This is a genomic window from Lysobacter panacisoli, from assembly GCF_009765165.1.
GTDB lineage: Bacteria > Pseudomonadota > Gammaproteobacteria > Xanthomonadales > Xanthomonadaceae > Lysobacter_J > Lysobacter_J panacisoli.
In genome coordinates this window covers 1,879,557-1,905,077 of sequence record NZ_VLNU01000001.1, presented here as the reverse complement: position 1 = coordinate 1,905,077, position 25,521 = coordinate 1,879,557, and the positions used below count along the sequence as shown (strand labels likewise).

Annotated in this window: 21 protein-coding genes; 5 read left to right on the top strand and 16 right to left on the bottom strand. The window is 68.9% G+C overall.

The features are described 5' to 3' along the window. Positions 1–422 precede the first annotated feature (422 nt). From FOF45_RS08960 to FOF45_RS08915, 10 genes are all read right to left on the bottom strand, one after another. A complete protein-coding gene (locus FOF45_RS08960) occupies positions 423–2,291 on the bottom strand; it encodes a carboxypeptidase regulatory-like domain-containing protein (protein ID WP_158984068.1) in 1,869 nt (622 codons plus the stop codon). Beyond that, positions 2,288–4,459 (bottom strand): hypothetical protein, encoded by a 2,172-nt coding sequence (locus FOF45_RS08955; protein WP_199244463.1) that lies wholly within the window; start codon positions 4,457–4,459, stop codon positions 2,288–2,290. The genes FOF45_RS08960 and FOF45_RS08955 overlap by 4 nt, the downstream gene beginning before the upstream one ends. Then, positions 4,456–5,619 (bottom strand): BatA domain-containing protein, encoded by a 1,164-nt coding sequence (locus FOF45_RS08950; protein WP_158984066.1) that lies wholly within the window; start codon positions 5,617–5,619, stop codon positions 4,456–4,458. Before FOF45_RS08950 ends, FOF45_RS08955 begins: the two co-directional genes overlap by 4 nt. Beyond that, complete coding sequence (locus FOF45_RS08945; RefSeq protein WP_233264105.1) at positions 5,616–6,530, bottom strand: DUF58 domain-containing protein; 915 nt, start codon at positions 6,528–6,530, stop codon at positions 5,616–5,618. Before FOF45_RS08945 ends, FOF45_RS08950 begins: the two co-directional genes overlap by 4 nt. 10 nt (positions 6,531–6,540) lie before the next feature. After that, a complete protein-coding gene (locus tag FOF45_RS08940) occupies positions 6,541–7,536 on the bottom strand; it encodes an AAA family ATPase (RefSeq protein WP_158984064.1) in 996 nt (331 codons plus the stop codon). 155 nt (positions 7,537–7,691) lie between these two features. After that, entirely contained in the window at positions 7,692–8,402 is a 711-nt protein-coding gene (locus FOF45_RS08935) for a DUF4159 domain-containing protein (protein ID WP_158984062.1), read from the bottom strand. Beyond that, positions 8,399–10,024 (bottom strand): TldD/PmbA family protein, encoded by a 1,626-nt coding sequence (locus FOF45_RS08930; protein ID WP_199244462.1) that lies wholly within the window; start codon positions 10,022–10,024, stop codon positions 8,399–8,401. The genes FOF45_RS08935 and FOF45_RS08930 overlap by 4 nt, the downstream gene beginning before the upstream one ends. Positions 10,025–10,027: 3 nt before the next feature. Next, positions 10,028–11,362 (bottom strand): TldD/PmbA family protein, encoded by a 1,335-nt coding sequence (locus FOF45_RS08925; RefSeq protein ID WP_158984060.1) that lies wholly within the window; start codon positions 11,360–11,362, stop codon positions 10,028–10,030. A 21-nt stretch (positions 11,363–11,383) separates the two neighbouring features. Then, positions 11,384–13,012, bottom strand: a complete 1,629-nt coding sequence (locus FOF45_RS08920; RefSeq protein ID WP_199244461.1) for a TldD/PmbA family protein — start codon at positions 13,010–13,012, stop codon at positions 11,384–11,386. A 242-nt stretch (positions 13,013–13,254) separates the two neighbouring features. Further along, positions 13,255–14,412: a serine hydrolase domain-containing protein gene (locus tag FOF45_RS08915; RefSeq protein ID WP_158984058.1), complete on the bottom strand. Its 1,158-nt coding sequence runs from the start codon at positions 14,410–14,412 to the stop codon at positions 13,255–13,257. Between the two features lie 249 nt (positions 14,413–14,661). Between FOF45_RS08915 and kduI the strand changes: the two genes are divergently transcribed. From kduI to FOF45_RS08890, 5 genes are all read left to right on the top strand, one after another. Beyond that, a complete protein-coding gene (gene kduI / locus FOF45_RS08910; RefSeq protein WP_158984056.1) occupies positions 14,662–15,507 on the top strand; it encodes a 5-dehydro-4-deoxy-D-glucuronate isomerase in 846 nt (281 codons plus the stop codon). A 68-nt stretch (positions 15,508–15,575) separates the two neighbouring features. Next, complete coding sequence (kduD, locus tag FOF45_RS08905; protein WP_158984054.1) at positions 15,576–16,331, top strand: 2-dehydro-3-deoxy-D-gluconate 5-dehydrogenase KduD; 756 nt, start codon at positions 15,576–15,578, stop codon at positions 16,329–16,331. 63 nt (positions 16,332–16,394) lie between these two features. Then, entirely contained in the window at positions 16,395–16,832 is a 438-nt protein-coding gene (locus tag FOF45_RS08900) for a cupin domain-containing protein (protein WP_158984052.1), read from the top strand. 136 nt (positions 16,833–16,968) lie between these two features. Then, complete coding sequence (locus tag FOF45_RS08895) at positions 16,969–17,145, top strand: hypothetical protein (protein WP_158984050.1); 177 nt, start codon at positions 16,969–16,971, stop codon at positions 17,143–17,145. A 13-nt stretch (positions 17,146–17,158) separates the two neighbouring features. Beyond that, positions 17,159–17,320, top strand: coding sequence for a hypothetical protein (locus FOF45_RS08890; RefSeq protein WP_158984048.1), 162 nt, complete (start codon positions 17,159–17,161; stop codon positions 17,318–17,320). On the opposite strand, the gene FOF45_RS08885 is transcribed toward FOF45_RS08890, so the two are convergent. From FOF45_RS08885 to FOF45_RS08860, 6 genes are all read right to left on the bottom strand, one after another. Next, positions 17,317–18,042: a response regulator transcription factor gene (locus FOF45_RS08885; protein WP_158984046.1), complete on the bottom strand. Its 726-nt coding sequence runs from the start codon at positions 18,040–18,042 to the stop codon at positions 17,317–17,319. The two genes, FOF45_RS08890 and FOF45_RS08885, sit on opposite strands and share 4 nt — an antisense overlap. Positions 18,043–18,106: 64 nt before the next feature. Then, entirely contained in the window at positions 18,107–20,731 is a 2,625-nt protein-coding gene (locus tag FOF45_RS08880; RefSeq protein ID WP_158984044.1) for a sensor histidine kinase, read from the bottom strand. A gap of 138 nt (positions 20,732–20,869) precedes the next feature. Beyond that, entirely contained in the window at positions 20,870–21,502 is a 633-nt protein-coding gene (gene kdpC, locus FOF45_RS08875; protein WP_158984042.1) for a potassium-transporting ATPase subunit KdpC, read from the bottom strand. Position 21,503: 1 nt separating this feature from the next. Further along, a complete protein-coding gene (gene kdpB / locus FOF45_RS08870) occupies positions 21,504–23,579 on the bottom strand; it encodes a potassium-transporting ATPase subunit KdpB (RefSeq protein WP_325063848.1) in 2,076 nt (691 codons plus the stop codon). A gap of 10 nt (positions 23,580–23,589) precedes the next feature. After that, positions 23,590–25,311 carry a potassium-transporting ATPase subunit KdpA gene (gene kdpA, locus FOF45_RS08865; RefSeq protein ID WP_158984038.1) on the bottom strand — a complete coding sequence of 574 codons (1,722 nt, stop codon included), beginning with the start codon at positions 25,309–25,311 and terminating at the stop codon, positions 23,590–23,592. A gap of 107 nt (positions 25,312–25,418) precedes the next feature. Beyond that, on the bottom strand, positions 25,419–25,511 hold the full coding sequence (locus tag FOF45_RS08860; RefSeq protein ID WP_158984036.1) for a potassium-transporting ATPase subunit F: 93 nt from the start codon (positions 25,509–25,511) through the stop codon (positions 25,419–25,421). Positions 25,512–25,521 lie beyond the last annotated feature (10 nt).

Here is a 25,521-nt window from a genome sequence, read left to right as displayed (position 1 = left end):
CGCCTCGCCTTGGGTCTCCGGGCTCCGCCTGCCGGGCTCGGGGCCCGGACGGCGAGGCGTTTTGCCCCATCCATGAAGCTCGCGAGCTCGAACGGCGAAGCGCATTGCTCCGCCCATGAGGCGAGTGCGCCCGGTCGGCGAAGCGTTTTGCTCCGTCGATGAGGCTCGGAGCTCGGACGATGAGGCATGTTGCCCGGCCGACGAGGTTCGGGAGCCGGGACGACGAGGCGTTTTGCCCGGCCGATGAGGTTCCGGAGCTCGAGCGACGAGGCGTTTTGCCCGGTCGATGAGGCTCGGGAGCCCGGACGGCCAGGCGTTTTGTCCCGTCGCTGAGGCTCGGAGCCCGGATGGCGGGGCGTTCTGCTCCGTCGATGAGGCCCGGGAGCCCTGCAACGCGGCCCTCCTCGCTTCGTGGAGGCGACTCAGGCCGCCCGACGACCGAGGCGCGAACGCTCGAACCACCACAGCGCGACGCTCGCCAGCAGCCACGACAACCACCACGGCCAGCGCGAGGTCGGATGACGCGGCGCAACGACAGTGTTCGTCGTCGCGACGGCCGGAGCCGAAGTGGCCAGCGCCAGCGTCGCCGTGCGCAGTTCGTTCGCGCGAAGGCCCGGCGCCTCGTTCGCGGCGCGCACATACAGCCACTGCTCGCGTTCGCCGGAACGCAGGCGATGCCAGCCGCCCTCGCGCGGCCAGAACGCCGCGCAGGCGCGCGATCCGGTCGTGGGATCGCGCAGCACCGGCACATCCACGCCCGCCGGCGTCGTCACGCTTGCCTGCACGGCGGGAAGGCCGCACAGCGCGACGCGTTCACCCGCGCGCGCAGCGCCTTCGATGCTAAACGCAGTACCGGGCTTGGCGCGCGCCAGTGTCGCCACTACGTCCGACCACAGCTCCGAATGAAGATCGTCGCGCCCGGCGAGAACGAGTCGATACGTATCGGTTGCGGTCCATACCCCGACGCGTCCGCGCCCCATCGCACGCCACTGTCCAAGTGCCGCGCCGTCCTGCGCAGCGGCGATCTGGACGCTGTCGTCGGCACGCACGCGCAAACTGCGGCGCGTGAGTTGCGGCACTTCCTCAACGACGGCGTCGTGCGCGCGCGGCGCATCGCGCGTGCCGGGGCCGAGACGTGCGCGCACCGCATCGTCGTCGGGCGCGTTGCCAGCCAGCTGGAACGCAGCGCTGTCGCGACCGGCATCGACGTCGAAACCGAGCGCGCGCAGGCGACGGCGTTCCGCATCGGACAACGCGGCGGTGACGCGCACAAGCAGTCCGAGCCCGTTGCGCACGGCATCGTGAAGCGCACCGCGCTGTGCATCGCCAAGGGTGGACCACGCGCGCTCGTCGAGCACGACGATGTCGAAGCGCGCGAGCGAACCCGCATTGAACGCGACCGGCGCATCGCCCAGCTGCACGCCGCCGCCGACCGACATCTGCGTACGCAGCGGCAGGCCGGCGTCGTCCGCCCAGCGCCGCAGGTACTTCACTTCCGGCCCGGGCGCGCCGGCCACCAGCAACACGCGTGGGGGCGGCGAAGCCTCGATCTGGAGCGGCCACGCCACGTCCTCGATCGTGCGCTGCGAGGCGTCGCGCAGTCGCACCGTGAAGGTCGCGGCGCCCGGCGTGCGCGCATTCGCCGTGAGCACGAAGCGGCCATCCGCACCGACCGCGACGCGGTCGACGCGACGGCGCGCGGGATCGAGCAGTTCCACCACGGTATTCGGGCCCGCCTCGTTCGCGCGGCCGCCAATCCGGAACGAGGCACCGGCGGCGACGCGATCGGGGCCGTCGAGTTCGACCAGTCCGCGCGGCAGCGGTGCCGGCACGAAATCCAGCGCCACGCCGCGCGCCGCGTCGCGATCGCGCGCGTTCAATCCCGCGCCGATCACGCGCACGCGCTGCGTACCCGGATGCTGGCGCAACGCAGTGGCGAGATCGGGCACGCGCGCCACGCCGTCCCATGCATTGGCTTCCGGCAAAGCCACCGTGGTGTCGCCGCGCGCAGCGTCGGCCTGTGCGCGCGTGGCGCCGCCCGTCGCGACGATCAGCGTGCCCGCTTCGCCCGGCACCGTCGGCGGCCATAGCGCGAAATACAGCAACACCGCGCACAACGGCTGCGCGAACACAAGCAATGCAATACGCCAGCCTCGCGAACGTGAGGCGGGTTCGGCGCGGTACTGCTTCAGCAACAGTCGTGCGCATGCGATGACGACGGCAACGACCAGCACGAGCGCCACCGCCTCCGGTGACATGAACGCAGGCACGGGCGACAGCGGCGCGGTCATCGCGTCGCCTCCCCGCGTAGTGCATCGAGATAGCGACGTCCATCGGCGTCGGCATCCTCGCGACGCGGAACGCCCGCTGCCGGGCGCGGCAACAGCGGCCACAACTGCGCGCGCAGGTCGTCGCGGCAGCGCATGCAATCGGGCTCGGCGCGCAGCGTCTCGACTGCGGCGATGAACGAGAGAGGATCGGCAAGTCGCGATTCGTTCTCGCGCATCCAGCGTTCCAGTGCAGCGAAATCGATCGCGTCGCGCGAAGACGATGGCGCATCCAGCGAACGCCACAGCGTCGCCAGCGTGGGATCCGGCGCGGTCGCCGGCAACAGCGCGGCGGCGCGGCTCGCGATGCCCGCGCGGTCGCCGCCCATGCGCCGGCCCTCGTCGATCGGCGGCAGTTCGGGCCCCACGCGCGCGAGATAGATGCGGCTGGCCTGCTGCACTTCCTTGATGCGCGCCAGTGCGCGATAGGCGTGCGGCAGCGCCTGGTCGGGATGGCCCTGGCGCAGGTGCAGTTCCGACTGCCACATCGCATCCAGCGCGGCCTTCAGGATCGTGCGCGTTTCCGGATCGAGCAGCGTCGCCGCTTCGGCATGGTCGTGCGTGTGGCCGTATTCCTGGAGCACGTCGCCGTCCTGGCCGAACGTGGCGTTGCTGGCAGGCGCATGGTCGTGGTCGTCTTTCGCTTCGGTGGCGGTGGCTTCCGCGTGATCGTCGTGCGACGCGCCATCGGCCGCCGGCTCCGCGTCGCTGGTCGGCGGCGGCTTGGGCGCGCCCTCGGCTTCCTCGCCGAGGAACTGTCCATAGCGCAGGCGCAGGATGCGCTGGTCCACGCCGATCTCGTCGCTGCGCTTGAGGTAGCGCTCGGCGGGCAGCTTGCGCTTCTCCTTCAGCAAGGCCTCGGCGTCGATGATGATCTGGCGCTGGCTGCGGAAGTACGCCGGCAACGTCTTGCGCACCATGCCTTCGAGCCCGCTCGTCTCGGTACCGAGTTCCGACGGCCAGCGCAGGATCAGGCTCGCGCTGCGTGCGCTCTGCGGCGTGGGCGCGCGGTTGTCGCGCACCTCCAGCTGCACGATGAGGTCGTCGCCGGCGGCGAGTCCGAGTGCCGCGAGGTCGAGCCGGTGCGCGAAGCGCTTCGTCGTCGCGCTGCCGCTGCCGTGCAGCGTCGCGGTCTGCTCGCGGAAGGTGATGTTCTCGCCGCTGCCCTGGGCGAGGGTGATGCGCAGTCGTGCATCGCCGGCGACGCCGTAGTCGTCGGTGGCTTCGAACGCGACCGACCAACTGCGCTGGCCCGGTTCGATGAGGCTCAGGCCACGGTCGGGTTCGAGCACGCGCAGCTGCGGGGGTCGGTCGGCGATGGCATCGAGCCTGTGTCGGCGCGTTGTTTCGAGCGGTGGCGCGCCGTCGAGTTCAAGGCGGTACAACGCGGACTTCGCCAGAGCGTGATCGGCACGCCATACGTCGCCATCGTGTTGCAGCGCGATCCGACGGCCATCGTGGAACGCCAGTGCGGCCGAGTGCGGTTGCGGCGAGAAACGGAACGACCATTGCAGCCGTGTTCCCACCGGCGCCTTCGCATCGAGCGAGGGTTCGTTGCGTGCGGACTGTCGCGTGTAGGCCGGCGGCGTCACGCGCAGGTTCTGTTCGAGTACGCGCGTTTGCGTCGGGGCGACGGGCTCGCCGGTGATCGCTGCCACCACGTCGTCGAAGCGCGTCGGGGTGTGCGCCGGCCACAGCAGCGCGGCTGCGGAGACGACGAGACCCGCGGTGCAGGCGAGACCGATCGCGCGCGACGACCAGCGCGGACGCAGGTCCGGCGCGGTGCGCGATTCCAGGCGCTGCTGCAGGCGCGTGCGTTGCAGGCGCTCCATCGGCGCCAGCGACGAGTCCGGCGCGAACAGCAGATCGCTGCTGTCCTCCAGATCGCGGCGATGCGCGTCGAGTTGGCGGATGAGCCAGCGCGTGTCGAGCGTGCGCATGCGATGCCAGGCGACAGCGCCAATGGCGAGCGCGAACGTGGCGACGACGAGGATCGCGGCGGTCGTTCCGGACAGCCGCCACGCCAGCACGGCCGCGGCGATCAGGCACGGCAGACCTGTTGCGACGACATCGAGCGCACGGCGACGACGCGCGTCGTGCAGGACGTTACGCAGCAGCGTCGCGGCGTTCACGGCGCCACCGTCCGGCGGCGACCGGTCGCCATCCAGCGTTCGAGCAGGAACACCAGCGCGATCGCAAGCACCAGCCACGACGCGAGTTCGCGTGGCGGTGCGGTGAAGGTCGGGCCACCGGTCACCGGTGCGTGTTCACGTGCGTGCGCACGCGACGGCGGAGGCGGAACCGCTTCGAACAGCGCGCGCAGATGGCGCGGGAACGAGGCATCGAGCAGTTGCGGCATCGCCTGCGGTGACAGTTCGCGGTGCAGACGCATTAGTCGGCCACGTCCGAACGTCGCGCCATCGACCAGCACGGCGCCGGTGTCGTCGCGCCACAGCGGCGTCGCCGTCGAAGCGCTCTCGACCTGCGCCTGCGCATCCACGAGCGCGGTACCGCCATTGCGGATCCACTCTGCGATTACCGACGGCAACGGGCCCGGCACGAGCCATACCAGCGATCGCGTCGTGGGCGACAGTGGCTGCGACGACGGTGCGATGTCGAGCGTCGCCCGCGCGTCGCCCTGCCACGCAGCGTGCGCCGCGCGCAGGTAACGCAGCGCCGGTTCGCGACCCGGCGCGTACCGCACGCTCGGCGACGGCGCGCGCGTGCTCGTCGCGGGCGCGTCAGACGCGGCCCTCGTCGCAGGCAATACGCGCCAGTCGACCTTGCGTCCGAGCGCCATGCGTTGGCCGTCGGCGCCGTCGATCCGTTCGGGAACGAATACCGTCAGCGGTGCGTCGATAGGCAGCCGTGCATCTAGTTCGCGCACGAGACTGGTGATGCTCGCCTGCGATTCGGGCGCGCTTGTTTCGATGGCGGGAAAATCGGCCGCCAGCCAATGCCATTGCGCGGGCGTCGTTCCGAACGCCGCGCGTGCCTGTGCGAGGTCGACGCCGGGCGCAATCGCGACATGTGCCTGCGCGCGCGTGTCGCCGAGCAGCGCCGGACGCGCGAGCAGCAGCGCCGTGAGCGCGAGCAGCAGCAGGCGCACCAGCAGGAGCGGCCACTCGTCGAAGCGGATCCGATGACGCGGACGCGGCTTCTGCCGCAGCCAGCGCAGGGCCGCGAATTCCGTCGGTCGCTGCTCGCTGCGTCGCGCCAGGTGGATCAGCAGCGGCAGCAGCAACGCGGCGAGGGCGGCCAATCCCGCCGGCAGGAGGAAGACCAGGCTCACGCGTACTCCGCGGCGTCGCGCGAGCCGAACAGCCGTCGCAACGGCAGGTCCAGCGGTTGGTCGAGGACGTACTCGGCGTGGCGGATGCCGGCGGTGTCGAGCCGCGCATCGAGTTCGCGCCGCGCCTGCATGAAGCGCTCGAGGAACTCGCCACGCATCGCCGTGCCGTCGCCGAGCAGTTCCTCGCCGGTTTCCGGGTCGTGGAAACGATGGCCACCCCGGAACGGGAAATCGCGTTCCTCGGCGGTGAGCAGGCGGATCGCCAGCACTTCGCGGCGCGCGGCGGCCAGTCGCGTCATCACCTCGACCGAGCCGTCATCGAAGCCATCGCTCAGCAGCACCACCAGGTCACCCTGGCCGATGCGTTCCCACAGCGGGCGCAGCTGCTCCGGCGCGGGCCAGCGGCCGCGCGCGGCGAGGCCGTGCAGTTCGAGCATGAAACGATCGCGCTGGCGCACGCCAGCGCCGGGTGCGAGCAGGCGCACGCCGTCGTCGCGCAACGCCACCAGCCCGAAGCGGTCGCCCTGGCGCAGCGCGAGTTCGGCGATGCAGGCGGCCAGGCCCTTCGCCGCGGCGAGACGCGACCAGCCCGGACGCGCTGCGTCTTCCTGTGCCATCGACGCGCTCGCATCGATCAGCAGCCACACCGCCAGCGGACTTTCGCGTTCGGCCTCGCGCACGAAGAAGCGGTCGGAACGCGCATAGAGCTTCCAGTCGATCTGGCGCAGTTCGTCGCCGGGTTCGTAGGCGCGGTACTGCGCGAATTCGAGGCCCGCGCCACGACTGCGGCTGTGGTGCAGGCCCAGACCCTGCAGCCCGACCGCGCGGCGCGAGGTCAGGCGCAGGTCCTTCAACCGCGCGCGCACCTGCGGCGGGATGAAGTCGGCGATGCGGGAACCCGGCTCTGCCACGGACGCTCCGTCAGGCGGCGAACGGCACGCTGCGCAGCAGCGCGGCGATCACGTCGTCGGCGCTCTTCTGTTCGGCTTCGGCAGCGAACGACAGCAGCAGGCGATGGCGCATGACCGGTGCGGCGAGCGCGGCGATGTCCTCGCGCGTGGCGGCGAGGCGGCCGTGCAGCAGCGCGCGCGCCTTCGCGGCCAGGACCAGCGACTGGCCCGCGCGTGGACCGGCACCCCATTTCACCCACTGGCGCACTTCCGCCGGCGCGTTCTCGCCCGGGCGGCTGGCGCGCACCAGGCGCGTGACCCACGACAGCAGGTCGTCGCCGAAATGCACTTCGCGCACGCGCGCCTGCAGGGCCAGCACTTCCTCGCCGTGCATCACGCTGGGCACGTCGGAATGACGCGTGCCCGTGGTCTGCGCAAGGATGTCGCGCTCTTCGTTCTCGCTCGGGTAATCGACGCGGATGTGCAGCAGGAAGCGGTCGAGCTGCGCTTCAGGCAACGGATACGTGCCGGCCTGTTCCAGCGGGTTCTGCGTGGCAAGCACGAAGAACGGCGCGGGCAACGTGTGGGTCACGCCGGCGTAGCTGACGGTGCGTTCCTGCATCGCTTCGAGCAGCGCGGCCTGCGTCTTCGGCGGCGTGCGGTTGAGTTCGTCCGCGAGCAGCAGGTTGGTGAAGATCGGGCCCGGCTGGAAACGGAAGTGGCGATGACCGGTGCCGTGGTCTTCTTCCAGCAGCTCGGTGCCGAGAATGTCGCTGGGCATCAGGTCCGGCGTGAACTGCACGCGGCGGAACTGCAGTTCCAGCGCCTGCCCGAGCGAACGCACCAGCAGCGTCTTGCCCAGGCCGGGCACGCCTTCGAGCAGGCAGTGCCCGCCCGCGAGCAGGCCGATCAGCAACTGCTCGACAACGGCTTCCTGGCCGACGATGGCCTGTGCGATGGCGCTGCGCAACGTGCCGAGCTTCGCGAGCTGGGTTTGGATGTCTGCTTCGGTGAGAGTGCTGTTCATTCCGGATTTCCAGAGGTTTGGTGCGGCCCTTCCCCTCTCCCTGGCCACCTTCGGTGGCCTGTCCCTCTCCCGCAAGGGGAGAGGGAGGAGGCGCCGTGCTTTGCCCTCTCCCCTTGCGGGAGAGGGACAGGCGCGCAGCGCCAGGGAGAGGGAATTCAGCTGCTCAATGCATACATCACGATATTGACCGCGAACCTCGTGTTGTCCTCGGCCAGGAAACGCTTGTTGCGCCAGTCGTAGTCCCACTCGCAACCGTAGTCCTTGTTGCTGTAGAGCACGCCCAGCCGTCCGTCGATCTCGATGCCCTGCAGGTAATCGTGCACCAGGTCGTCGCCCCAGCCGTTGAGTTCGAAACCGGTCGCGGGCGGGCCGTCCTTGAACTCGAAGAAGCTGCGGTACAGCGCGTGGTTGTTGGGCAGCTTCTTCAGCGCCTTCGGACCGAAGATCGAACGCATCTGCGCTTCGAACGACTTGGCGAACAGGCCGTCGATGTCGTGGTTGCAGTCGTCCACGAACACGAAGCCGCCGTTGCGCACGTAGCGTTCGAAGTTGCGCCGCTCGGCCGGGTTGAACTCGACGAGCTTGTGCCCGGCGAGGTAGCAGAACGGCGCCGTCAGCATCTTCGGATCGGCCAGCGCCAGCACGTGTTCCTTCGGGTCCACGCGCAGGGTCGTGTAGTCGATCAGCGACGTGATCAGGTTCGCCGGCATGCGCTGGTCGACGTCCCAGTCGCCGGAGTCGTACTTCAGGCGGGTGAGCCAGAAGTCGTACTCCACGCTCGCGGCGCGCGCGCCCGTCCACGGCTGCGGCAGCAGCGCCCCCGCCGCGCCCGCGAGCATCAGGCGGAGGAACTGCGCGCGGTTCATATCGAACGCGCGGTATTGATGACGTTGATGCCGTTGAACCGCGTGGTGCTGGAACCGTGCGAAACAGCGGACACCTGGCTGGGCTGGCCCTTGCCATCGAAGAACGAACCGTGCACGCGGAAATCCCGCTCGTCGCAGATCGCGGCGCAGGCGTTCCAGAATTCCGGCGTGCGGATCTGGTACGCGCCGTCCTCGACCAGGCCGGTGACCTTGCCGTTCTTGATCTCGTAGAACAGCTGGCCGCCGAACTGCGCGTTGTAGCGCTGCTGGTCGATCGAGTACGAGCCGCGGCCGTGGATGTACAGGCCGTTCTCCACGTCCTTGACCATGTCGGCGACGCTGAGCGGCGTCTTGCCCGGCATCAGCGACACGTTGGCCATGCGCTGGAACTGCACGCTCGACCACGAATCGGCGTAGCTGCAACCGTGCGATTCAGCGTGGCCGAGGATATGCGCCTCGTCGCGCGTGGCCTGGTAGTCGACGAGGATGCCGTCGCGCACCAGGTCCCACTGCTTCGTCTTAACGCCTTCGTCGTCGTAACCGACCGCACCGAGGCTGCCCGGCCGCGTCTTGTCGGCGACGAAGTTGACGATCGGACTGCCCCAGCGATAGCCCTGGTCGCGCTTGTCGAGCGTGGCGAAGCTGGTGCCCGCGTAGTTGGCCTCGTAGCCGAGCACGCGGTCGAGTTCGAGCGGATGGCCGACGTTCTCGTGGATCGTCAGGAACAGGTTGGACGGATCGATCACCAGGTCGTACTTGCCCGGCTTGACCGACGGCGCCTTGAGCTTGGCGCGCGCGTCGCGCGCGGCGGCGACCGCGTCTTCCATCACGTCGTAGCTGCGCCCGTACGCGACCACGCCGCCGGGCAGCGCGAAGCGGCCGGCGGGATCGGCGTCGAGGTATTCGTAGCCCATGCCCATCGGCGCGGACAGGCCGTTGCGCGTGCGGAATTTGCCGCTGGCCTTGTCCACCGCGGTCGCGGTGAACGGCAGCCAGATGCGGTGCACGTCCTGGTCGATGTAGCTGCCGTCGGTGGACGCGAAGTACTTCTGCTCGTTGACCAGGAACAGCGTCGAGTTGAAGAAGTCCGCGCCGGCCTTCATCGCCGCGGCGTTGACGCCGAGCAGGAGGTCGACCTTGTCCTTGAGCGGCACCGCCATCGCGTTCTTCGCGACCGGCGTGGCCCAGCGCACCTCGCCCACGCCCTTGACCGGGGCGAGTTCGACCTTGCGCGTCTGGTTGCGTCCGTTCGCACGGGCGATGGCGAGCGCGGTGCGCGTGGCCTGCGCCACCGCGTCCGGCGTCTGCACGTTCGTGGCGGCGAAGCCCCACGCACCGTCGGCGAGCACGCGGATGCCGACGCCGGAAGACTCGGCGTTGACCACGTTCTCCACGCGGGTTTCGCGCGTGATCACCGACTGGCGCAGGTACCGGCCCACGCGCACGTCGCAGTACTGCGCGCCGCCGGCGCGGGCGGTGGTGAGCGCGGCGTCGGCGAGGAGCCGACGGCGCGCGGTGTCGACCGGTTCCAGCAGCGCCTCGGCGGCGATGCTGCGGCCGTAAGGCAGCAGCAGGCCGGCGAGACCGAGACCGGTGAAGTTCAGGAAATCACGACGTTGCACTGATCAGACCGCATCCGAAAGCGAGGTGAAGGTGAAGTCGCGCAGCTTCATCGGCGGGATCATCATCACGAACGAGGATTCGTCACCGGCAACGCGCACCGGCTTGCCGAGTTCCTCGATGTTGTTGAGCATGATCACCGGCGATTCGTTGAAGCGGAAGTTCTTCACCGGGTGCTTGATCTGGCCGTTCTCGATGTAGAACGTGCCGTCGCGCGTGAGGCCGGTCAGCAGCACGGTCTGCGGATCGACCATGCGGATGTACCAGGTGCGCGTGACCAGGATGCCCTTCTGCGTGCTCGCCACCAGCTGCGCGGTGGTCTTGTCGCCGCCGGCGACGAGCAGGTTGCCCGGCTCGCCGACCGCGCGCTTGCCCTGCTTCTTCGCCCAGAAGCGCGAATAGTTGAGCGCGACGACCTTGCCGTTCTCGACGATCGCCATCTTCTCGCGCGGCAGGCCTTCGTTGTCCCACGGCAGCACCGGCGCGCGCTCGTCCCACGGGTCGGCGCTGATGTTCACGCGCGGATCGTAGACCTGCTCGCCGAGCTTGTTGCCGCCGCCCTTCTTCGACAGGAAGCTGCGGCCTTCGTCGGCCTGGCGCGCGTCGAAGAAATTCATCATGAACGAGATCAGGCCCGCGGCCGCGGCCGGTTCCAGGATCACCGTGTACTTGCCCGGCTCCAGCGCCTTGGCTTCGGCCGATTCGGTGGCCTTGCGCATGGCGGTGCGGATGTCGGCATCGGCCTTGAAGTCGGACGCGTCCTTGAGGTTGCGGCCGACCCAGCCAGAACCGCGGCCGTCTTCGGTGCGCACCGTGCAGGTGTAGTTGAAGTTGCTGCCGCGCTGGTAGGCGAAGTTGCCGTTGCTGTTGGCGATGGCGACGAAGTTGTGGCCGTCCTCGAGGAAGCCGGCCGCAATCAGCTTGTCGCCACGGCACGGCGCGATCGAGTCGGCCGCGACCTTGGCGCGGTACTCGGGCGTGATCGCCGCGGTGGACTGGCTGAAAGTCGGGCTGGCCTTGTAGGCCTGCTTGTCGATCGCCGGCATGAACTCGGGGTTCTCCGGCGCCAGGCGCGCCAGGTCCTCGGCACGACGCACGACGCGTTCAAGCGCGGCATCGTCGAACTCGTTGATGGTGGCGGTACCGACGCGGTTGCCGAACGCGACTTCCACGGCCAGCTCGGTGTTGTCGACGATGCCGCTGGTGGAGATGTTGTTCAGGGCGAAACGGATGTTGCCGTCGACCGAACCGGCCAGCGTCGCGCTGCACTGGTCCGCCTTGGACAGCTTGATGACCTTGTCCAGGATGGCCTTGGCCTGTTCTTCGGTGAAAATGCTCATGCGTTGGGTCTCCAGGCGCGATCAGCCGAGGCTGCGGGCGGTGTTGATGACGTTGATGCCGTTGAAGCGCGCCGTGCTCGAACCGTGCGAGACCGCGGACACCTGGCCCGGCTGGCCCTTGCCGTCGAAGAACGAACCGCCCAGGCGGTAGTCGCTGTCGTCGCAGACCGCGACGCAGGCGTTCCAGAATTCCGGCGTGCGGATCTGGTAGGCCACGTCCTCGATCTGGCGGGTGATCTGGCCGTTCTTGATCTCGTAGAACAGCTGGCCGCCGAACTGCGCGTTGTAGCGCTGCTGGTCGATCGAGAACGAGCCGTCGCCGATGATGTAGATGCCGTTCTCGACGTCCTTGATCATGTCGGCGACGCTGAGCTTGTTCTTGCCCGGCGCCAGCGAGACGTTGGCCATGCGCTGGAACTGCACGCTCGACCACGAGTCGGCATAGCAGCAGCCGTCGGATTCGGTCTTGCCGAGAATGTGGGCCTGGTCGCGGATGGTCTGGTAATCGACCAGTTTGCCTTCGCTGATGAGGTCCCACTTCTTGGTCTTCACGCCTTCGTCGTCGTAACCGACCGCGCCGAGGCTGCCCGGCTGGATCTTGTCGGCGAAGACGTTGACGTTGGCGCTGCCGTACTGGAACTTCTGCTCGCGCTTGTCGAGCGTGGCGAAGCTGGTGCCGGCGTAGTTGGCCTCGTAGCCGAGCACGCGGTCGAGTTCGAGCGGATGGCCGATCGACTCGTGGATGGTCAGCCAGGTGTGCGACGGGTCGAGCACCAGGTCGTACTTGCCCGGCTTCACCGACGGCGCGGTGAGCTTGGCGCGGGCCTGCTTGGCCGAGGCGATCGCGTCTTCGGTCATGTCGTACGACAGGCCGTAGTTGACCACGCCGTTGGGCGAGATGACCTTGCCAGACTTCGCGCCGTCGAGGTATTCGAAGCCCATGCCCATCGGCGAGGACAGGCCTTCGCGGGTGCGGAACTTGCCGCTGGCCTTGTCGATGGCGGTGACCGTCATCGGCGCCCAGATGCGGTGGACGTCCTGGTCGATGTAGCTGCCGTCGGTCGAGGCGAAGTACTTCTGCTCGTTGACCAGGAACAGCATCGAGTTGACGAAGCTGGCGCCGGCGTTGATCGCCGCGGCGTTCACGCCCAGCAGCAGGTCGACCTTGTCCTTGAGCGGCACTTCCATCGAATTCTTGCGGATCGGCGTCTTCCAGCTGACCTCGCCCACGCCCGGCGCCTTGGCCAGCTGCACCGGCGCGGTCTGCGTCTTGGCATTGGCGCGGGCGATGGCGGCGGCCTGCTGCGCGGCCTTGACCACGCCCTGCGTGCTCAGCTCGTTGGTCGCGCTGAAGCCCCACGCGCCGTGGACGAGCACGCGCACGCCGACGCCGGTGGATTCGGTGTTGACCACGTTCTGGACCTTGTCCTCGCGCGTGATCACGAACTGGCGCAGGTAGCGGCCGATGCGCACGTCGCAGTAGCTCGCACCGGCCGAAGTGGCGGCGGCGAGCGCGGCATCGGCGAGGGCCTTTTTCTTGCCCACGTCGATGGTGGTGATCAGGGCGTCGGCGGCGATCGAGCGGCCGAACGGCAGCATGAGGCCGGCCACGCCGATGCCGGACATCGTCAGGAAGGAGCGTCTATCCACTGTTGTATTACCCCCGGATGGGCCCGCACGACGTCGCGGCGACGCGGCAGGCAAGCGAACGAGACAAAGCGTTCGGACTGTGGGCAGGGGGATCGTGTGGCGTCAAGTGACGTTCGGGCTAGACGTCCGCCCGACGCACCGGCCGACGCATGAAAACTGTGGACTGCGTCGTGCGGGGACGGGAAACCGTCGCAGGCGTACTGTGCCGAATCGGGCCGATACGGCGCCGGGCGTCGCGTCGCTCAGTCCTTCGCCGGGCCGTATTCCCAGTCGTACGGCACGCCGGTATCGCCGAGGACGTACTCGACCAGTTCCGCGAAGCCGCGTTCGGCGCGCACGTCGTTGGACAGGACCACCAGGCACCGCTGCCTGCGCTGCACGCACACCCAGGTGTTGCCGGTGGTGTCGTTGTGGCCGCCCTTGAAGAAGCCCGCGCCCTGCGGGCCGTCGAACACCACCACGCCCAGGCCCGCGGCGAGGTCGCGCCGGCGCTCCTGCGGCGGCAGCTCGGGTTGCAGCGACGGGAACTGCGAGCGCGTGGTGATCGGCAGGTTCGCGCGCAGCATCTGCGCATGCGCCTTGCGCGAGAGGCCGTCGCCGCGCACGAACGCGGCGGCGAACTTCGCGAAGTCGGCGATGGTGGTGTCCATCGAGCCGGCCGCGCGCACCTTGGACCGCTCGTCGTGCGGCTCGATGCGGCCGTTCGCGTCCCAGCCGTCGGCGAGGTTCGTGGCGAAGTCCGCGCGCCAGATCATGCTGGTACGCGGCATTCCGAGCTGCGCGAACACGCGGTCGGTTTCCGTGCGCAGGTCGATGCCCAGGCCGGCCTCCATCACGAACTGGAGCGTGTTGAGGCCATCGCCCGAATACGCGTAGCGCGCGCCGGGATCGAAGTGGAAGTGCAGCTTCTCGTCGGGTTCGAGGAAGCCGAAATTGGCGAAGCCCGGCGAGTGGGTCAGGAAGATGCGCGGGGTGAGCCTGCGCCAGCGCTCATCCAGGGCAGTCCAGTCGGCGTAGCGGTCGGCGATGTCCTCACCGGTGTACTCGGGCAGCGGTCGCGGCAGATACGAGGCGATGGAGGTGTCGAGGTCGAGCCGGCCCTGCTCGGCCAGCCGCACCACGGTGTAGGCGAACAGCGGTTTGGTCAGCGACGCGGCGTACATCACGGTGTCCGTGGCCAGCGGATCGCCCTTGCCGTTACGCACACCGTAGGCCTGCACGTAGGTCGGCCGGCCGCGCTCGATCACCGCGATCGCCAGTCCCTGCGCGCCGGTGCGCTGCATGACGCCGCGGACCTTCGCGTCGATCGCGTCGGTGGCGGGGATGTCGTGTGCGCCCGCCCACAGCGGAACGAGCGCGACGAGCGTGGACAGCAGGCACTGCAGGCTTGCCTTCTTCATCGGATCTCCCCGGCGGTGTCGTGCGTTGCGACCCTCCTCCCGGAAAGGCGGCCGGCACGAGCGGCCCGGCGAGACTACAACGCCGCCGGGTCGGTTCCCCCTGCCGTTTGGCCTGTCCCGGGGGTGGCGGGAGGGCCAATCCGGACCCCGGCCCGCGCTTTTGACACCGGTTACCAAAACCCCGTTATCATCCCGCCATCGCCCGCCGCGCAGCCCGCGCGCGCCGGCAAGAACCACTCCGGAGGCCCGATGTTCCGCAAGACCTACCACGCCACCCACCCGGACATGATGGCCGGCGCCAGCAACGACCAGCTGCGCGAGCGCTACCTCATCGACGGCCTGTTCGCGCCGGGCCAAGTGGTCCTGAACTACTCCCACAACGAGCGCTTCGTGATCGGCGGCGCCGCCCCGACCACCGCGCCGGTGTCGCTGCCGAAGCAGACCGAGCCGGCCTCGGCCGCCGGCCAGCCGTTCCTGCAGCGCCGCGAGCTGGGCATCGTCAATGTCGGCGGCGGCACGGGCACGGTCACGGTGGACGGCACCGCGTTCACGCTGGCGCCGAAGGACGGCCTGTACGTGCCGATGGGCAGCGAGCAGGTCGAGTTCGCCTCGAACGACGCCGCCAACCCGGCGAAGTTCTACCTCGCCTCGACCCCGGCGCACGCGCGCTTCGAAGCCAAGCACATCTCCATCGCGCAGGCGGTTCCGCTCGAGCGCGGCGCGCTGGAGACGTCGAACGAACGCACGATCTACCAGTACATCGTCCCGGCCACGGTGAAGTCCTGCCAGCTGCTGCTCGGCCTGACCATCCTCAAGCCCGGCAGCGTGTGGAACACCATGCCGCCGCACCTGCACGACCGCCGCTCCGAGGTCTATTTCTACTTCGACCTGGGCGACCAGCGCGTCATGCATTTCATGGGCGATCCGGCCGACATGCGCCATCTCGTGATCGCCAACGACGAGGCGGTGGTGTCGCCGCCGTGGTCGATCCACATGGGCTCGGGCACGAAGAACTACTGCTTCATCTGGGCGATGGGCGGCGAGAACCTCGACTACACCGACATGAACCAGCTGGACATCTGCCAGCTCAAGTAACCGTCCGCCCAACCCGCGCCGGCGCGTGTCGCGCGCCGGCCATCCAGCACACGAAAGGGGAAGTGTTCATGGCCAATCCGTTCAGTCTCGAAGGCAAGGTCGCGCTGGTCACCGGCGCCAACACCGGCCTGGGACAGGGCATCGCCCTCGCGCTCGCCGAAGCCGGCGCGGACATCGCAGCCGCCGGCATCGCGCCGCCGACCGAAACGGAGCAGAAGGTGCGCGCGCTCGGCCGCCGCTTCGTCGCGATCGAGGCGAACCTGTCGAGCCTGGAACCGATCGACCGCGTCGTGCGCGAAGCAGTCGAAGGCCTCGGCGGACTCCACATCCTGGTCAACAACGCCGGCCTGATCCGTCGCGCCGACGCGGTGGATTTCACCGAGAAGGACTGGGACGACGTGATGAACGTGAACATCAAGGGCGCGTTCTTCATGGCCCAGGCCGCGGGCCGGCACATGATCGCCAACGGCGGCGGCAAGATCCTCAACATCGCCTCGATGCTGTCGTTCCAGGGCGGCATCCGCGTGCCCTCGTACACCGCGAGCAAGAGCGGCATCGCCGGCATCACCCGCCTGCTCGCCAACGAATGGGCGAACAAGGGCATCAACGTCAACGCGATCGCGCCGGGCTACATGGCGACCGACAACACCGCCCAGCTGCGCGCCGACGAACAGCGCAGCGCGGAGATCCTCGGCCGCATTCCCGCCGGTCGCTGGGGCACGCCGGCCGACCTGGGCGGCACGGCGGTGTTCCTCGCGTCGACCGCATCCGACTACGTCAACGGCGCGATCATCCCGGTCGACGGCGGCTGGCTGGCGCGTTGAGTACATCCCCTCCCCTGCACGCAGGGGAGGGCGCTGCAACTTCAGCCGAAGGAGTTCGCGACGATGCGCAAGGCCGTTGCTTTCCTGCTCGCTGGCGTCGTGCTCGCCACCGCGTACGCCGGCGAACCGCGCCGCGATTCGTACGTCCAGCAGGCGCGCGGCATCGCGGTGCAGCAGCCCGGCCCGCACGAGGGCCAGGGCACGACCACGGCGTATCCGTTCTTCGAGGACGCCGAAGGTTTCGACATCGTGTTCCGCCAGCGTGCGCTGCACCCGGGCGCGACCATCGGCGAGCACCGCAACGACAAGGACGAGATCTACTACGTGCTGTCCGGTCGCGGCGAGCTGCTGCTCGACGGCAAGCGTCGCGACGTCGGCCCGGGCGATGCGATCCTCACCCGCGACGGCAGCACGCACGCGCTCGCGCAGCGCGGCAGCGAAGACCTGGTGATCATCGTGGTCTATCGCAAGCGCGCGACTGCTCCCGCATCCACGCGGTGATCGCACTCGCGCGAATCTGAACTGTGCGTGCGTGGTGAACGCATCGTGATGGTTGCACGTGCGTTCATGCGTATTTGCCGTTTCTTTACCTGCGCACCGACAGAATCGTCGGCGGGTTCCATCGCGGGGCACGCGCATGACGGACAAGAGCGGATCGACGTCTTCCAGCAGCGACAAACGACACCAGCGTCGCGACGAGAAGGGCCGCTTCACCGACTCCCGAAGCGGTGGCGCGACGCCGCCCGAGCGCAAGCGGGACGCTGACCCCCGCGACCCGCGAGATCATCGCGATCGCGACGAGCCGCCACGCTGACGAGGCAAGCCCGATGAAAGCCCGCCACGCACTGATGCTGGTCCTGTCGACCCTTCTGGTCGCGCTGCTCGGATACGCCTACCTGCACAGCCGCGCGGCATCGCCGTTGCAGGACCCTTCGTCGCAGGGCACCGGCTCGCTGGAGATCGCGCGCGCGAACGCCACGACGGCCTAGCCGTCCTTGTCCTGGCCGATGAACTTCAGCCCGACGCCCGCTTCGGTCGCGATGTAGCGCGGCCGCGCCGCATCGTCGCCAAGCTTGTGGCGCAACTTGCCGACCAGCACGCGCAGGTAGTGCGTGTCGTCCTGGTGCGTCGGCCCCCACAGCTCCTTCAGGATCTGCGGCTGCGTGACCACCCGCCCGGCGTGACGCACCAACAGCTCCAGTAGCGCATATTCCTTGCGCGCGAGCGTCACCGCTTCGCCGTTCAATCGCACTTCGCGGCGCAGCAGGTCGATGTGCAGTTGCCCGTCGTCGTAACGCGGCGGCGCATCGGTGCCGGCGCTGCGCGTGCGCAGCAGCGCGCGCACGCGCGCCATCAGCTCCTGAGCACTGAAGGGTTTAGTGACGTAGTCGTTCGCACCCGAGTCCAGTCCCGCGACCTTCTCCGCTTCGTGCGAGCGCACGGTCAGCAGGATCACCGGCGTCGTCGACCATTGCCGTAGTTCGCGCAGCACGTCCTGCCCATCGCGATCGGGCAGGCCGAGATCGAGGATCACCAAATCCGCGCCGTGCGTCGCCAGCGCTTCCAGTCCGCCCTGCCCGGTCTCCGCGGTTTCCACCGCGTAGCCCTGCGCGCGCAGGCTGATCTCGAGGAACCGGCGGATCTGCGGTTCATCGTCCACCACCAGGATGCGCGGCGGTGTGGTGGAAGCGGTGGGGGTCGCGTCGCTCATCGAAGTTCGCGTGTGCCGTGGCCGTCGGACCGGACGCCCCCATTCTCGCAGGAGCGGGCCGCATTCACGGCGTGATCCTCGGCAACGTGATGCGGATGGTCGTGCCGCGCCCGTCCGGGCCGGGCAGCGCCTCCACGCTGCCGCCGTGCGCGCCGATCATGCCCTGCGTGATCGCCAGCCCCAGGCCGGTGCCCTGGCGGCCGCGATCGCCACGTTCGACGCTGTAGAACATGTCGAAGATGCGGCGGCGCTCGTCTTCGGGAATGCCAGGACCGCGATCGCGCACGTCGATGCGCAGCTGGCCATCCAGCTCCTGCACCTGCACGACCACCGGCTCGCCTGGCGGCGAGAACTTCGCCGCGTTCTCCAGCACGTTGAACAGCGCCTGCTCGACCAGCGCCGGATGCAGCCAGATCGGCGCGAGGTCCGGCGCCACTTCGACCTCGAACCGCGTGTCCGGCTCGTAGCGCTGCAGGCGCGTGACCGCCGAGCCGATCAGCTCGTCCACGCCGATCCAGTCGCGGTTGAGCGCGAGGCCGCCGTGGCCCAGTCGCGTCATGTCGAGCAGGTTCTGGATGTAGCGGTCCAGTCGCTCGCCTTCGATGCGGATCGTCTCCAGCAACCCGTGGCGGTCCTGCTCGCTCATCGCCGCGCCGTAGTGGTCCAGGCTGCTCGCCGAACCGATGATCGACGCCAGCGGAGAGCGCAGGTCGTGCGAGACCGACGACAGCAGCGCCGAGCGCAGGCGTTCGGTTTCGCTGCCGACGCGTGCATCCTCCAGGTCGGACACCAGGTGTGTGCGCACGACCGCCTGCGCGATGTCCTCGACCATCGCCTCGACCAGGCGACGCTGTTCGGCATTGAGGCGGTTCACCCCCGGCGGCATGCGCACGCCGGCCACGCCGCTGCGGCGTTCGCCCAGCGCCATCGGCAGGAACCACCAGTCGGAACCGGCGAGCGTGTCGGTGAAGCGTCCCGCGGCCTGGCGATGGCGCATCGCCCAATCGGCGGCTGCGCGATCCTTCGCGTCGAGGCTGTCGCCGTGAACGACCAGCTCGCCGACCTGCAGCATCGCGTCGGCATCGAGCGCGCGGCGCAACGCATCGCGACCGGCGTGCAGCACCTGGCCGAGATCGGCGGCCGAAGCGAGCTGTCGGCCCAGCGTCTGCAGTTCGGTCGCCTGCGCGTTCGCCGCGCGCAGCGCCAGCACCTGCATGCGCAGTTTCGAGGCGAGTCGGCCTGCGACCAGCGCCGCGATCAGGAACAACACCACCGTGATCGCGCCCTGGCGCGCACCGATCATCAGGGTGAAGCGCGGTTCGATGAAGAAGAAGTTGTATGCGAGGAAGCACAGCACGGCCGCGATCACCGCCGCCGTCATGCGCGTGCGCGCGGCGACCAGCACCACGGCGACGATGAAGATCAGCGACAGGTCGTCCAGCGCGATCCAGCGTTCGGCCAGCCATGCCAGAACAGTGGCCAGCGTCGCCGACGCGAGCGCGAGCAGCGCGTCGCTGCGACTCAGATGCCCGCCGACCGAACGCCAGCTGCGCCGCGACTTGGCCCGCGCTTCCGGCGTGCTGACGATGGTCAGTTCGTAATGCGCACCGCGCTGCAGCAGCTGCTGCGTGATCGTGCGGTTGAACATGCGCGCCAGCGGACGCTCGCGCGTGCGGCCGAGCACGATGGTGCTGGCGCCCGAACGCGCGGCCTGGTCGAGCAGCGCGTCGACGATGCTGTTGCCGTGCAGAACCAGCGCGTCGCCGCCGAGCCGGCGCGCCAGCGCGAACGCGCGGTCGATCTCCAGCTGTTGCGCCTCGTCGCGCGGCGAACCGCCCTGCACCGTCACCACCGTCCACGGCGAATCGCGGCGTTCGGCGAGCCGGCGCGCCACGCGCACCAGGTATTCGGACTGGCCGCAGCCGTCGATCGCGACCATCACGCCGCGCCGCAACGGAACGCCGGGCAGACCGCGCGCGGCCTGTGCCTCGCGCAGGTCGCTGTCGACGCGGTCGGCGGCGGTCTGCATCGCCAGCTCGCGCAGCGCGGTCAGGTTGCTCGGCGAGAAGAACGCCTGCAGCGCCTGCGCCGCCTGTTCGGGCACGTAGACCTTGCCCTGCTGCAAACGCTCGATCAGCTCACGCGGCGGCAGGTCGACCAGCACGATGTCGCGCAGCCGATCGAACACGGCATCGGGCACGGTTTCGCTCACACGCACGCCGGTGATGCGGTGGACGACGTCGTTGAGACTCTCCAGGTGCTGGATGTTGATCGTCGTGTAGACGTCGATTCCGGCGTCTAGCAGCTCCACCACGTCCTGCCAGCGGCGTTCGTGGCGGCTGCCGGGCACGTTGCGGTGCGCGAGTTCGTCGACCAGCGCGAGCGCCGGCTTGCGCGCCAGCAGTGCGTCGAGGTCGAGCTCGTCCAGCATGCGGCCCTGGTACTCGATGCGCTTGCGTGGCATCACCTCCAGGCCATCGAGCAGTGCGGCGGTCTCGCCGCGTCCGTGGGTCTCGGCGATGCCGACCACCACGTCGAGCCCGCGACGCTGCAGTTCGCGCGCGCGGCCGAGCATGGTGTAGGTCTTGCCGACCCCGGGCGCGGCGCCGAGGAAAATCGTCAGGCGCCCCGCGCCCTGGCGCTTGAGCTCACCGATGAGGGCGTCGGCCTGTTCGCTGCGTTCGATCATGGGCTCGGTCGGTGCGCCGGGCGATGCGGCGCGTACAGGATAGTGGGCAACGGGGCGATGGCGCGTGTCGGAAGGGCAAACGCCCGGCGCCGGTGGACCGGAACCGGGCGGCCGCATCCATGCGGAATGCGGCGCGACTCAGCGTGGCTTCGCCTGGAGTTCGTCCAGCGCCAGGTTCAGCGCGAGCACGTTCACGCGCGGCGGACCGAGCAGGCCAAGCTGCGGGCCTTGCGTGTGCTCGGCGACGAGGCGCTCGACCGTGGCGACGTCGAGTCCGCGTTCGCGGGCGACGCGCGCGACCTGCACCTGCGCCCCGGCCGGCGACAGGTCGGGATCGAGACCTCCGCCTGACTGCGTGACGAGTTCGCCCGGCACCTGCGCGGGCGAGATCCCCTCGCGCTGTGCGACCGCCTGCGTCAGCTCGTCGATGCGCTTGCGCAGGTCGGGATTGCTGCGCGCCATGTTGCTGCCGGCCGCGGCCATCGGATCGTAGTTGGCGGCGGACGGACGCGGCTGGAAGTAGCGCGCATCGACGAACGGCTGCGCGACCAGCGACGAGCCGCGCGCTTTTCCGTCGATCATGACGATGCTGCCGCCGGCCTGGTGCGGGAACAGCACGTTGCCGGCCAGCGCGCCACCAAGCGAGTACAGGAACCCAAAGCCGACCAGGATCACGCCGGCGAACACCACGCTCGCACGCAGCGTGCCGCGGTCTTCGGTCGCATTCGCGTCCGATGCGGTAACGGTTGGATGGGAAGTCAGGGACGACATGTCAGAACCCCACGGCGACAAGGACGAGATCGATGAGCTTGATGCCGGCGAACGGCAGCAGCACGCCACCGACGCCGTACACCAGCATGTTCCGGCGCAGCAACGCGACCGAGCTGGCGGGCTTGAAACGCACGCCCTTCAGCGCCAACGGAATCAGCGCCGGGATGATGAGCGCGTTGAATACCAGCGCCGCGAGCACCGCGTTGGTCGGGCTCGACAGCTGCATGATGTTGAGCGCGGCCATCTGCGGAATGGCGGCGGCGAACAGCGCCGGCAGGATCGCGAAGTACTTCGACACGTCGTTGGCGAGCGAGAACGTGGTCAGTGCGCCGCGCGTGATCAGCTGCTGCTTGCCGACCTCGACCACCGCCAGCAGCTTGGCCGGATCGCTGTCGAGATCGACCATGTTGCCGGCTTCCTTCGCCGCCTGCGTGCCGGAGTTCATCGCCAGGCCGACGTCGGCCTGCGCCAGTGCGGGCGCATCGTTGGTGCCGTCGCCGACCATTGCGATCAGGCGACCGCCGGCCTGTTCGGCGCGGATGCGCGCGAGCTTGTCTTCCGGCCGCGCTTCGGCGATGTAATCGTCGACGCCCGCCTCGGCCGCGATAGCCGCAGCGGTGAGCGGGTTGTCGCCGGTGATCATCACGGTCCGGATGCCCATCGCACGCAGTCGCGCGAAGCGCTCCTTGACGCCGTGCTTGACCACGTCCGACAACTCGATCACGCCGAGCGCGTGGCGGCCTTCGCTCACCACCAGCGGCGTGGCGCCACCGCGTGCGATCTGCTCGATGCGGCCGCGCAGTTCCGCCGGTACCGCACCTGCGAGGGCGGCGACGTGGCGTTCGATCGCGTCGCCCGCACCCTTGCGGATCACGCGCAGGCCGCCGTCGACGTTCGGATCTGGTAGATCGACGCCCGACATGCGCGTCTGTGCGCTGAACTGCACATAGTTGGCGCGCTCCGGATCCTGCAGCGCCGTGCCCTGCTCGCGCGCCAGTTTCACGATCGACTTGCCTTCCGGCGTCGGGTCGGCGAGCGAAGACAGCAGCGCGGCTTCACGCAGGCGCGCGACATCGACACCTGCGAGCGGATGGAATGCAGTCGCCTGGCGATCGCCGTGGGTGATCGTTCCGGTCTTGTCGAGCAGCAGCACGTCCACGTCGCCCGCGACTTCCACCGCCTTGCCCGACTTCGCCAGCACGTTGGCCGCCAGCGCGCGGTTCATGCCGGCGATGCCGATGGCCGGCAGCAGGCCGCCGATGGTGGTCGGGATCAGGCACACCAGCAGCGCGATCAGCAGCAGCGGATCGAGCGTGGCGCCGACGAATCCGGCCAGCGCGGGCAGCGTGGCGACGACGATCAGGAAGGTCAGCGTCATCGCCGCGAGCAGCATCGTCAGCGCGATCTCGTTCGGCGTCTTCTGGCGGCTCGCGCCTTCGACCAGAGCGATCATGCGATCGAGGAAGCTGTGGCCGGGTTCGGCGCTGACCTGCACGATGATCTCGTCGGACAGCACCTTGGTGCCGCCGATCACGCCGGAACGGTCGGTGCCCGCCTCGCGCAGCACCGGCGCGGATTCACCGGTGACGGCCGCTTCGTTGATCGTCGCCACGCCTTCGACGATCTCGCCATCGGCGGGAACGAACTCGCCGGCGGTCACGATCACGTAGTCGCCCGGGCGCAGCGTCGCCGCGGCGACGCGGCTCTCGCCGGCGACGCGGGTGCGGCCATTGAGGCGACGCGCGACCAGATCGCGTCGCGCCGCGCGCAGCGAGGCCGCCTGGCCGCGTCCACGCGCTTCGGCCACGGCCTCGGCGAAGTTGGCGAACAGCACCGTCACGAACAGGATCACGGTGACGGCGATGCCGAAGGCGGTATTGCCCGGCACCGCGACGGTGATCAGCGCGGACAGGATCGTGCCGAGCAGCACGATCGCGATGATCGGGCTCTTCAGCGCCTGCCGCGGCGACAGCTTGCGGAAGGAATCGACCAGCGACGCGCGCAGCGCGGCGGCGTCCAGCGTCGCCAGCGATTGCCGGCGTGCCGTGCCCAGATGGAAAGAGTTGTTGTCAGTCACGTTCATTACCTCACGGCGTCGCGGCAGCGGCGCTGTAGAAAGTCAGGTGTTCGGCAATGGGGCCCAGGACCAGCGCAGGCTTGAACTGCAGGACCGTGAGGATCACGATCACCGCGACCAGCGTCAGTGCGAAGGTCGGCGTCTCCACGTGCAGCGTGCCGGCGCTCTCGGGCGCGACGCGCTTGCGGGCCAGCAGGCCGGCGACGGCGAGCGGCACGATCATCGCGGGGAAGCGACCCAGCGCGAGCACGACGGCGCAGCTCAGGTTCCACCAGTACGTGGCGTCGCCGAGGCCTTCGAAACCCGAACCGTTGTTGGCGAATGCCGAGGTGTACTCGTAGAACACCTGGCTGATGCCGTGGAAGCCGGGATTGGAATTGCCGGTTATCGACGGGAACGCCAGCGTGACGGCCGAGAAGCCCAGCACCACCATCGGCTGCAGCAGGATCAGCAGCGCCAGCAGACGCACTTCGGGCGCTTCGATCTTGCGACCGAACAACTCCGGCGTGCGGCCGGTCATCAGGCCGGCGAGGAACACGCTCAGCAGCAGGTACACCAGGAACTGCTGCAGGCCGCAGCCGATGCCGCCCCAGATGGAGTTGATCAGCATGTTGACCATCGCCATGCCTCCGGTGATCGGCGCCAGCGAGTCGTGCATCGCGTTGACCGAACCGTTGTTCACCTGAGTGGTGATCGACGACCACAACGCCGACGATTCCGCGCCCAGGCGCACTTCCTTGCCTTCCATCAACGCGATGTCGGCGGTCGTCGACGAATGCGCCTCAGACCACAGCGACAGGCCGGTGGATGCGACCGACATCAGCAGCATCGTGCCGAACACCATCGCGGTCAGGCGCTTGCGACCGACCAGCGGACCGACCATGAAGGTGATGGCGATCGGGATCAGCACGATGCCGAGCATCTCGATCAGGTTCGACAGCGGTGTCGGATTCTCCAGCGGCACGGCGCTGTTGGGGCCATACCAGCCGCCGCCGTTGGAACCGAGCTGCTTGGCCGCGACCATCGGCGCGACCGGACCGACCGGGATCTTCTGCTCCTTCATCTCGGCGCTGGCATCGATCGGTGCCGCAACCGGACCGGCCTGCAGCGTCGAGGGCACGCCCTGCCACGTCAGCAGCAACGACCAGACCAGGCACAGCGGCAGCATGAAGCGCACCGTCGCGCGGGTGACATCGGCCCAGTAGTTGCCGAGATCGCGGTCCTCGCCATCGCGCGAAGCGGCGGCCTTCGCATCGCCGCGTCCGCCGAACAGTCCGCGCAACGTAGCGACGACCACTGCCAGACCCATCATCGGCGTGACGACCTGCAGACCGACGATGCCGACCATCTGCGAGAGATAGCTCAGCTGCGCCTGGCCGGAGTAGTGCTGCTGGTTGGTGTTGGTGAGGAACGACACCATCGTGTGCAGCGCCGTGTCCCAGCGCATGTTCGGGATGTCGTCCGGATTCAGCGGCAGCCAGGCCTGGGTCATGAACTGCACCCAGACGACCAGGCCGACCACGAGGTTGCTCCACGCGAACGCCTTCGCGTAGCCGCGCCAGGTCATGCCGCGCTGCGGGTCGGTGCCGAGCGCCTTGTAGATCGGGCGTTCGATCCAGCCGAACAGCGCGTCCATGCGCGAACGGTCGCCGCGCATCACGCGGGCGAGATAGAGACCGAGCGGCCAGCCGAGGGCGATCGCAAGGATGAGGAGAAGCAGTGTTTCGGTCATGGGAGTGTTCTCGCGCCATCAACCACGGGCAGGCGGGAATCGAGCGGTCTTGCTGCTTTCGCGAAGACGCTGATTCCCGCCCGGATGCGGATTCGACGGCAGTGGGTCTAGAAGTCTTCGGGTCGAAGCACCACGTACAGCAGGTACGCGGCCGCCACGATCACCGCGACGGAGCAAACCAGAGCCAGCCAGCCGGGCATGTTCTGCCTC

Excerpts from the sequence above, each read along its gene's own strand:
- FOF45_RS08960 (WP_158984068.1), bottom strand. The coding sequence starts at position 2,291 with ATGACCGCGCCGCTGTCGCCCGTGCCTGCGTTCATGTCACCGGAGGCG.
- FOF45_RS08940 (WP_158984064.1), bottom strand. The coding sequence starts at position 7,536 with ATGAACAGCACTCTCACCGAAGCAGACATCCAAACCCAGCTCGCGAAG.
- FOF45_RS08935 (WP_158984062.1), bottom strand. The coding sequence starts at position 8,402 with ATGAACCGCGCGCAGTTCCTCCGCCTGATGCTCGCGGGCGCGGCGGGG.
- FOF45_RS08925 (WP_158984060.1), bottom strand. The coding sequence starts at position 11,362 with ATGAGCATTTTCACCGAAGAACAGGCCAAGGCCATCCTGGACAAGGTC.
- FOF45_RS08915 (WP_158984058.1), bottom strand. The coding sequence starts at position 14,412 with ATGAAGAAGGCAAGCCTGCAGTGCCTGCTGTCCACGCTCGTCGCGCTC.
- kduI (WP_158984056.1), top strand. The coding sequence starts at position 14,662 with ATGTTCCGCAAGACCTACCACGCCACCCACCCGGACATGATGGCCGGC.
- kduD (WP_158984054.1), top strand. The coding sequence starts at position 15,576 with ATGGCCAATCCGTTCAGTCTCGAAGGCAAGGTCGCGCTGGTCACCGGC.
- FOF45_RS08900 (WP_158984052.1), top strand. The coding sequence starts at position 16,395 with ATGCGCAAGGCCGTTGCTTTCCTGCTCGCTGGCGTCGTGCTCGCCACC.
- FOF45_RS08895 (WP_158984050.1), top strand. The coding sequence starts at position 16,969 with ATGACGGACAAGAGCGGATCGACGTCTTCCAGCAGCGACAAACGACAC.
- FOF45_RS08890 (WP_158984048.1), top strand. The coding sequence starts at position 17,159 with ATGAAAGCCCGCCACGCACTGATGCTGGTCCTGTCGACCCTTCTGGTC.
- FOF45_RS08885 (WP_158984046.1), bottom strand. The coding sequence starts at position 18,042 with ATGAGCGACGCGACCCCCACCGCTTCCACCACACCGCCGCGCATCCTG.
- FOF45_RS08880 (WP_158984044.1), bottom strand. The coding sequence starts at position 20,731 with ATGATCGAACGCAGCGAACAGGCCGACGCCCTCATCGGTGAGCTCAAG.
- kdpC (WP_158984042.1), bottom strand. The coding sequence starts at position 21,502 with ATGTCGTCCCTGACTTCCCATCCAACCGTTACCGCATCGGACGCGAAT.
- kdpA (WP_158984038.1), bottom strand. The coding sequence starts at position 25,311 with ATGACCGAAACACTGCTTCTCCTCATCCTTGCGATCGCCCTCGGCTGG.
- FOF45_RS08860 (WP_158984036.1), bottom strand. The coding sequence starts at position 25,511 with ATGCCCGGCTGGCTGGCTCTGGTTTGCTCCGTCGCGGTGATCGTGGCG.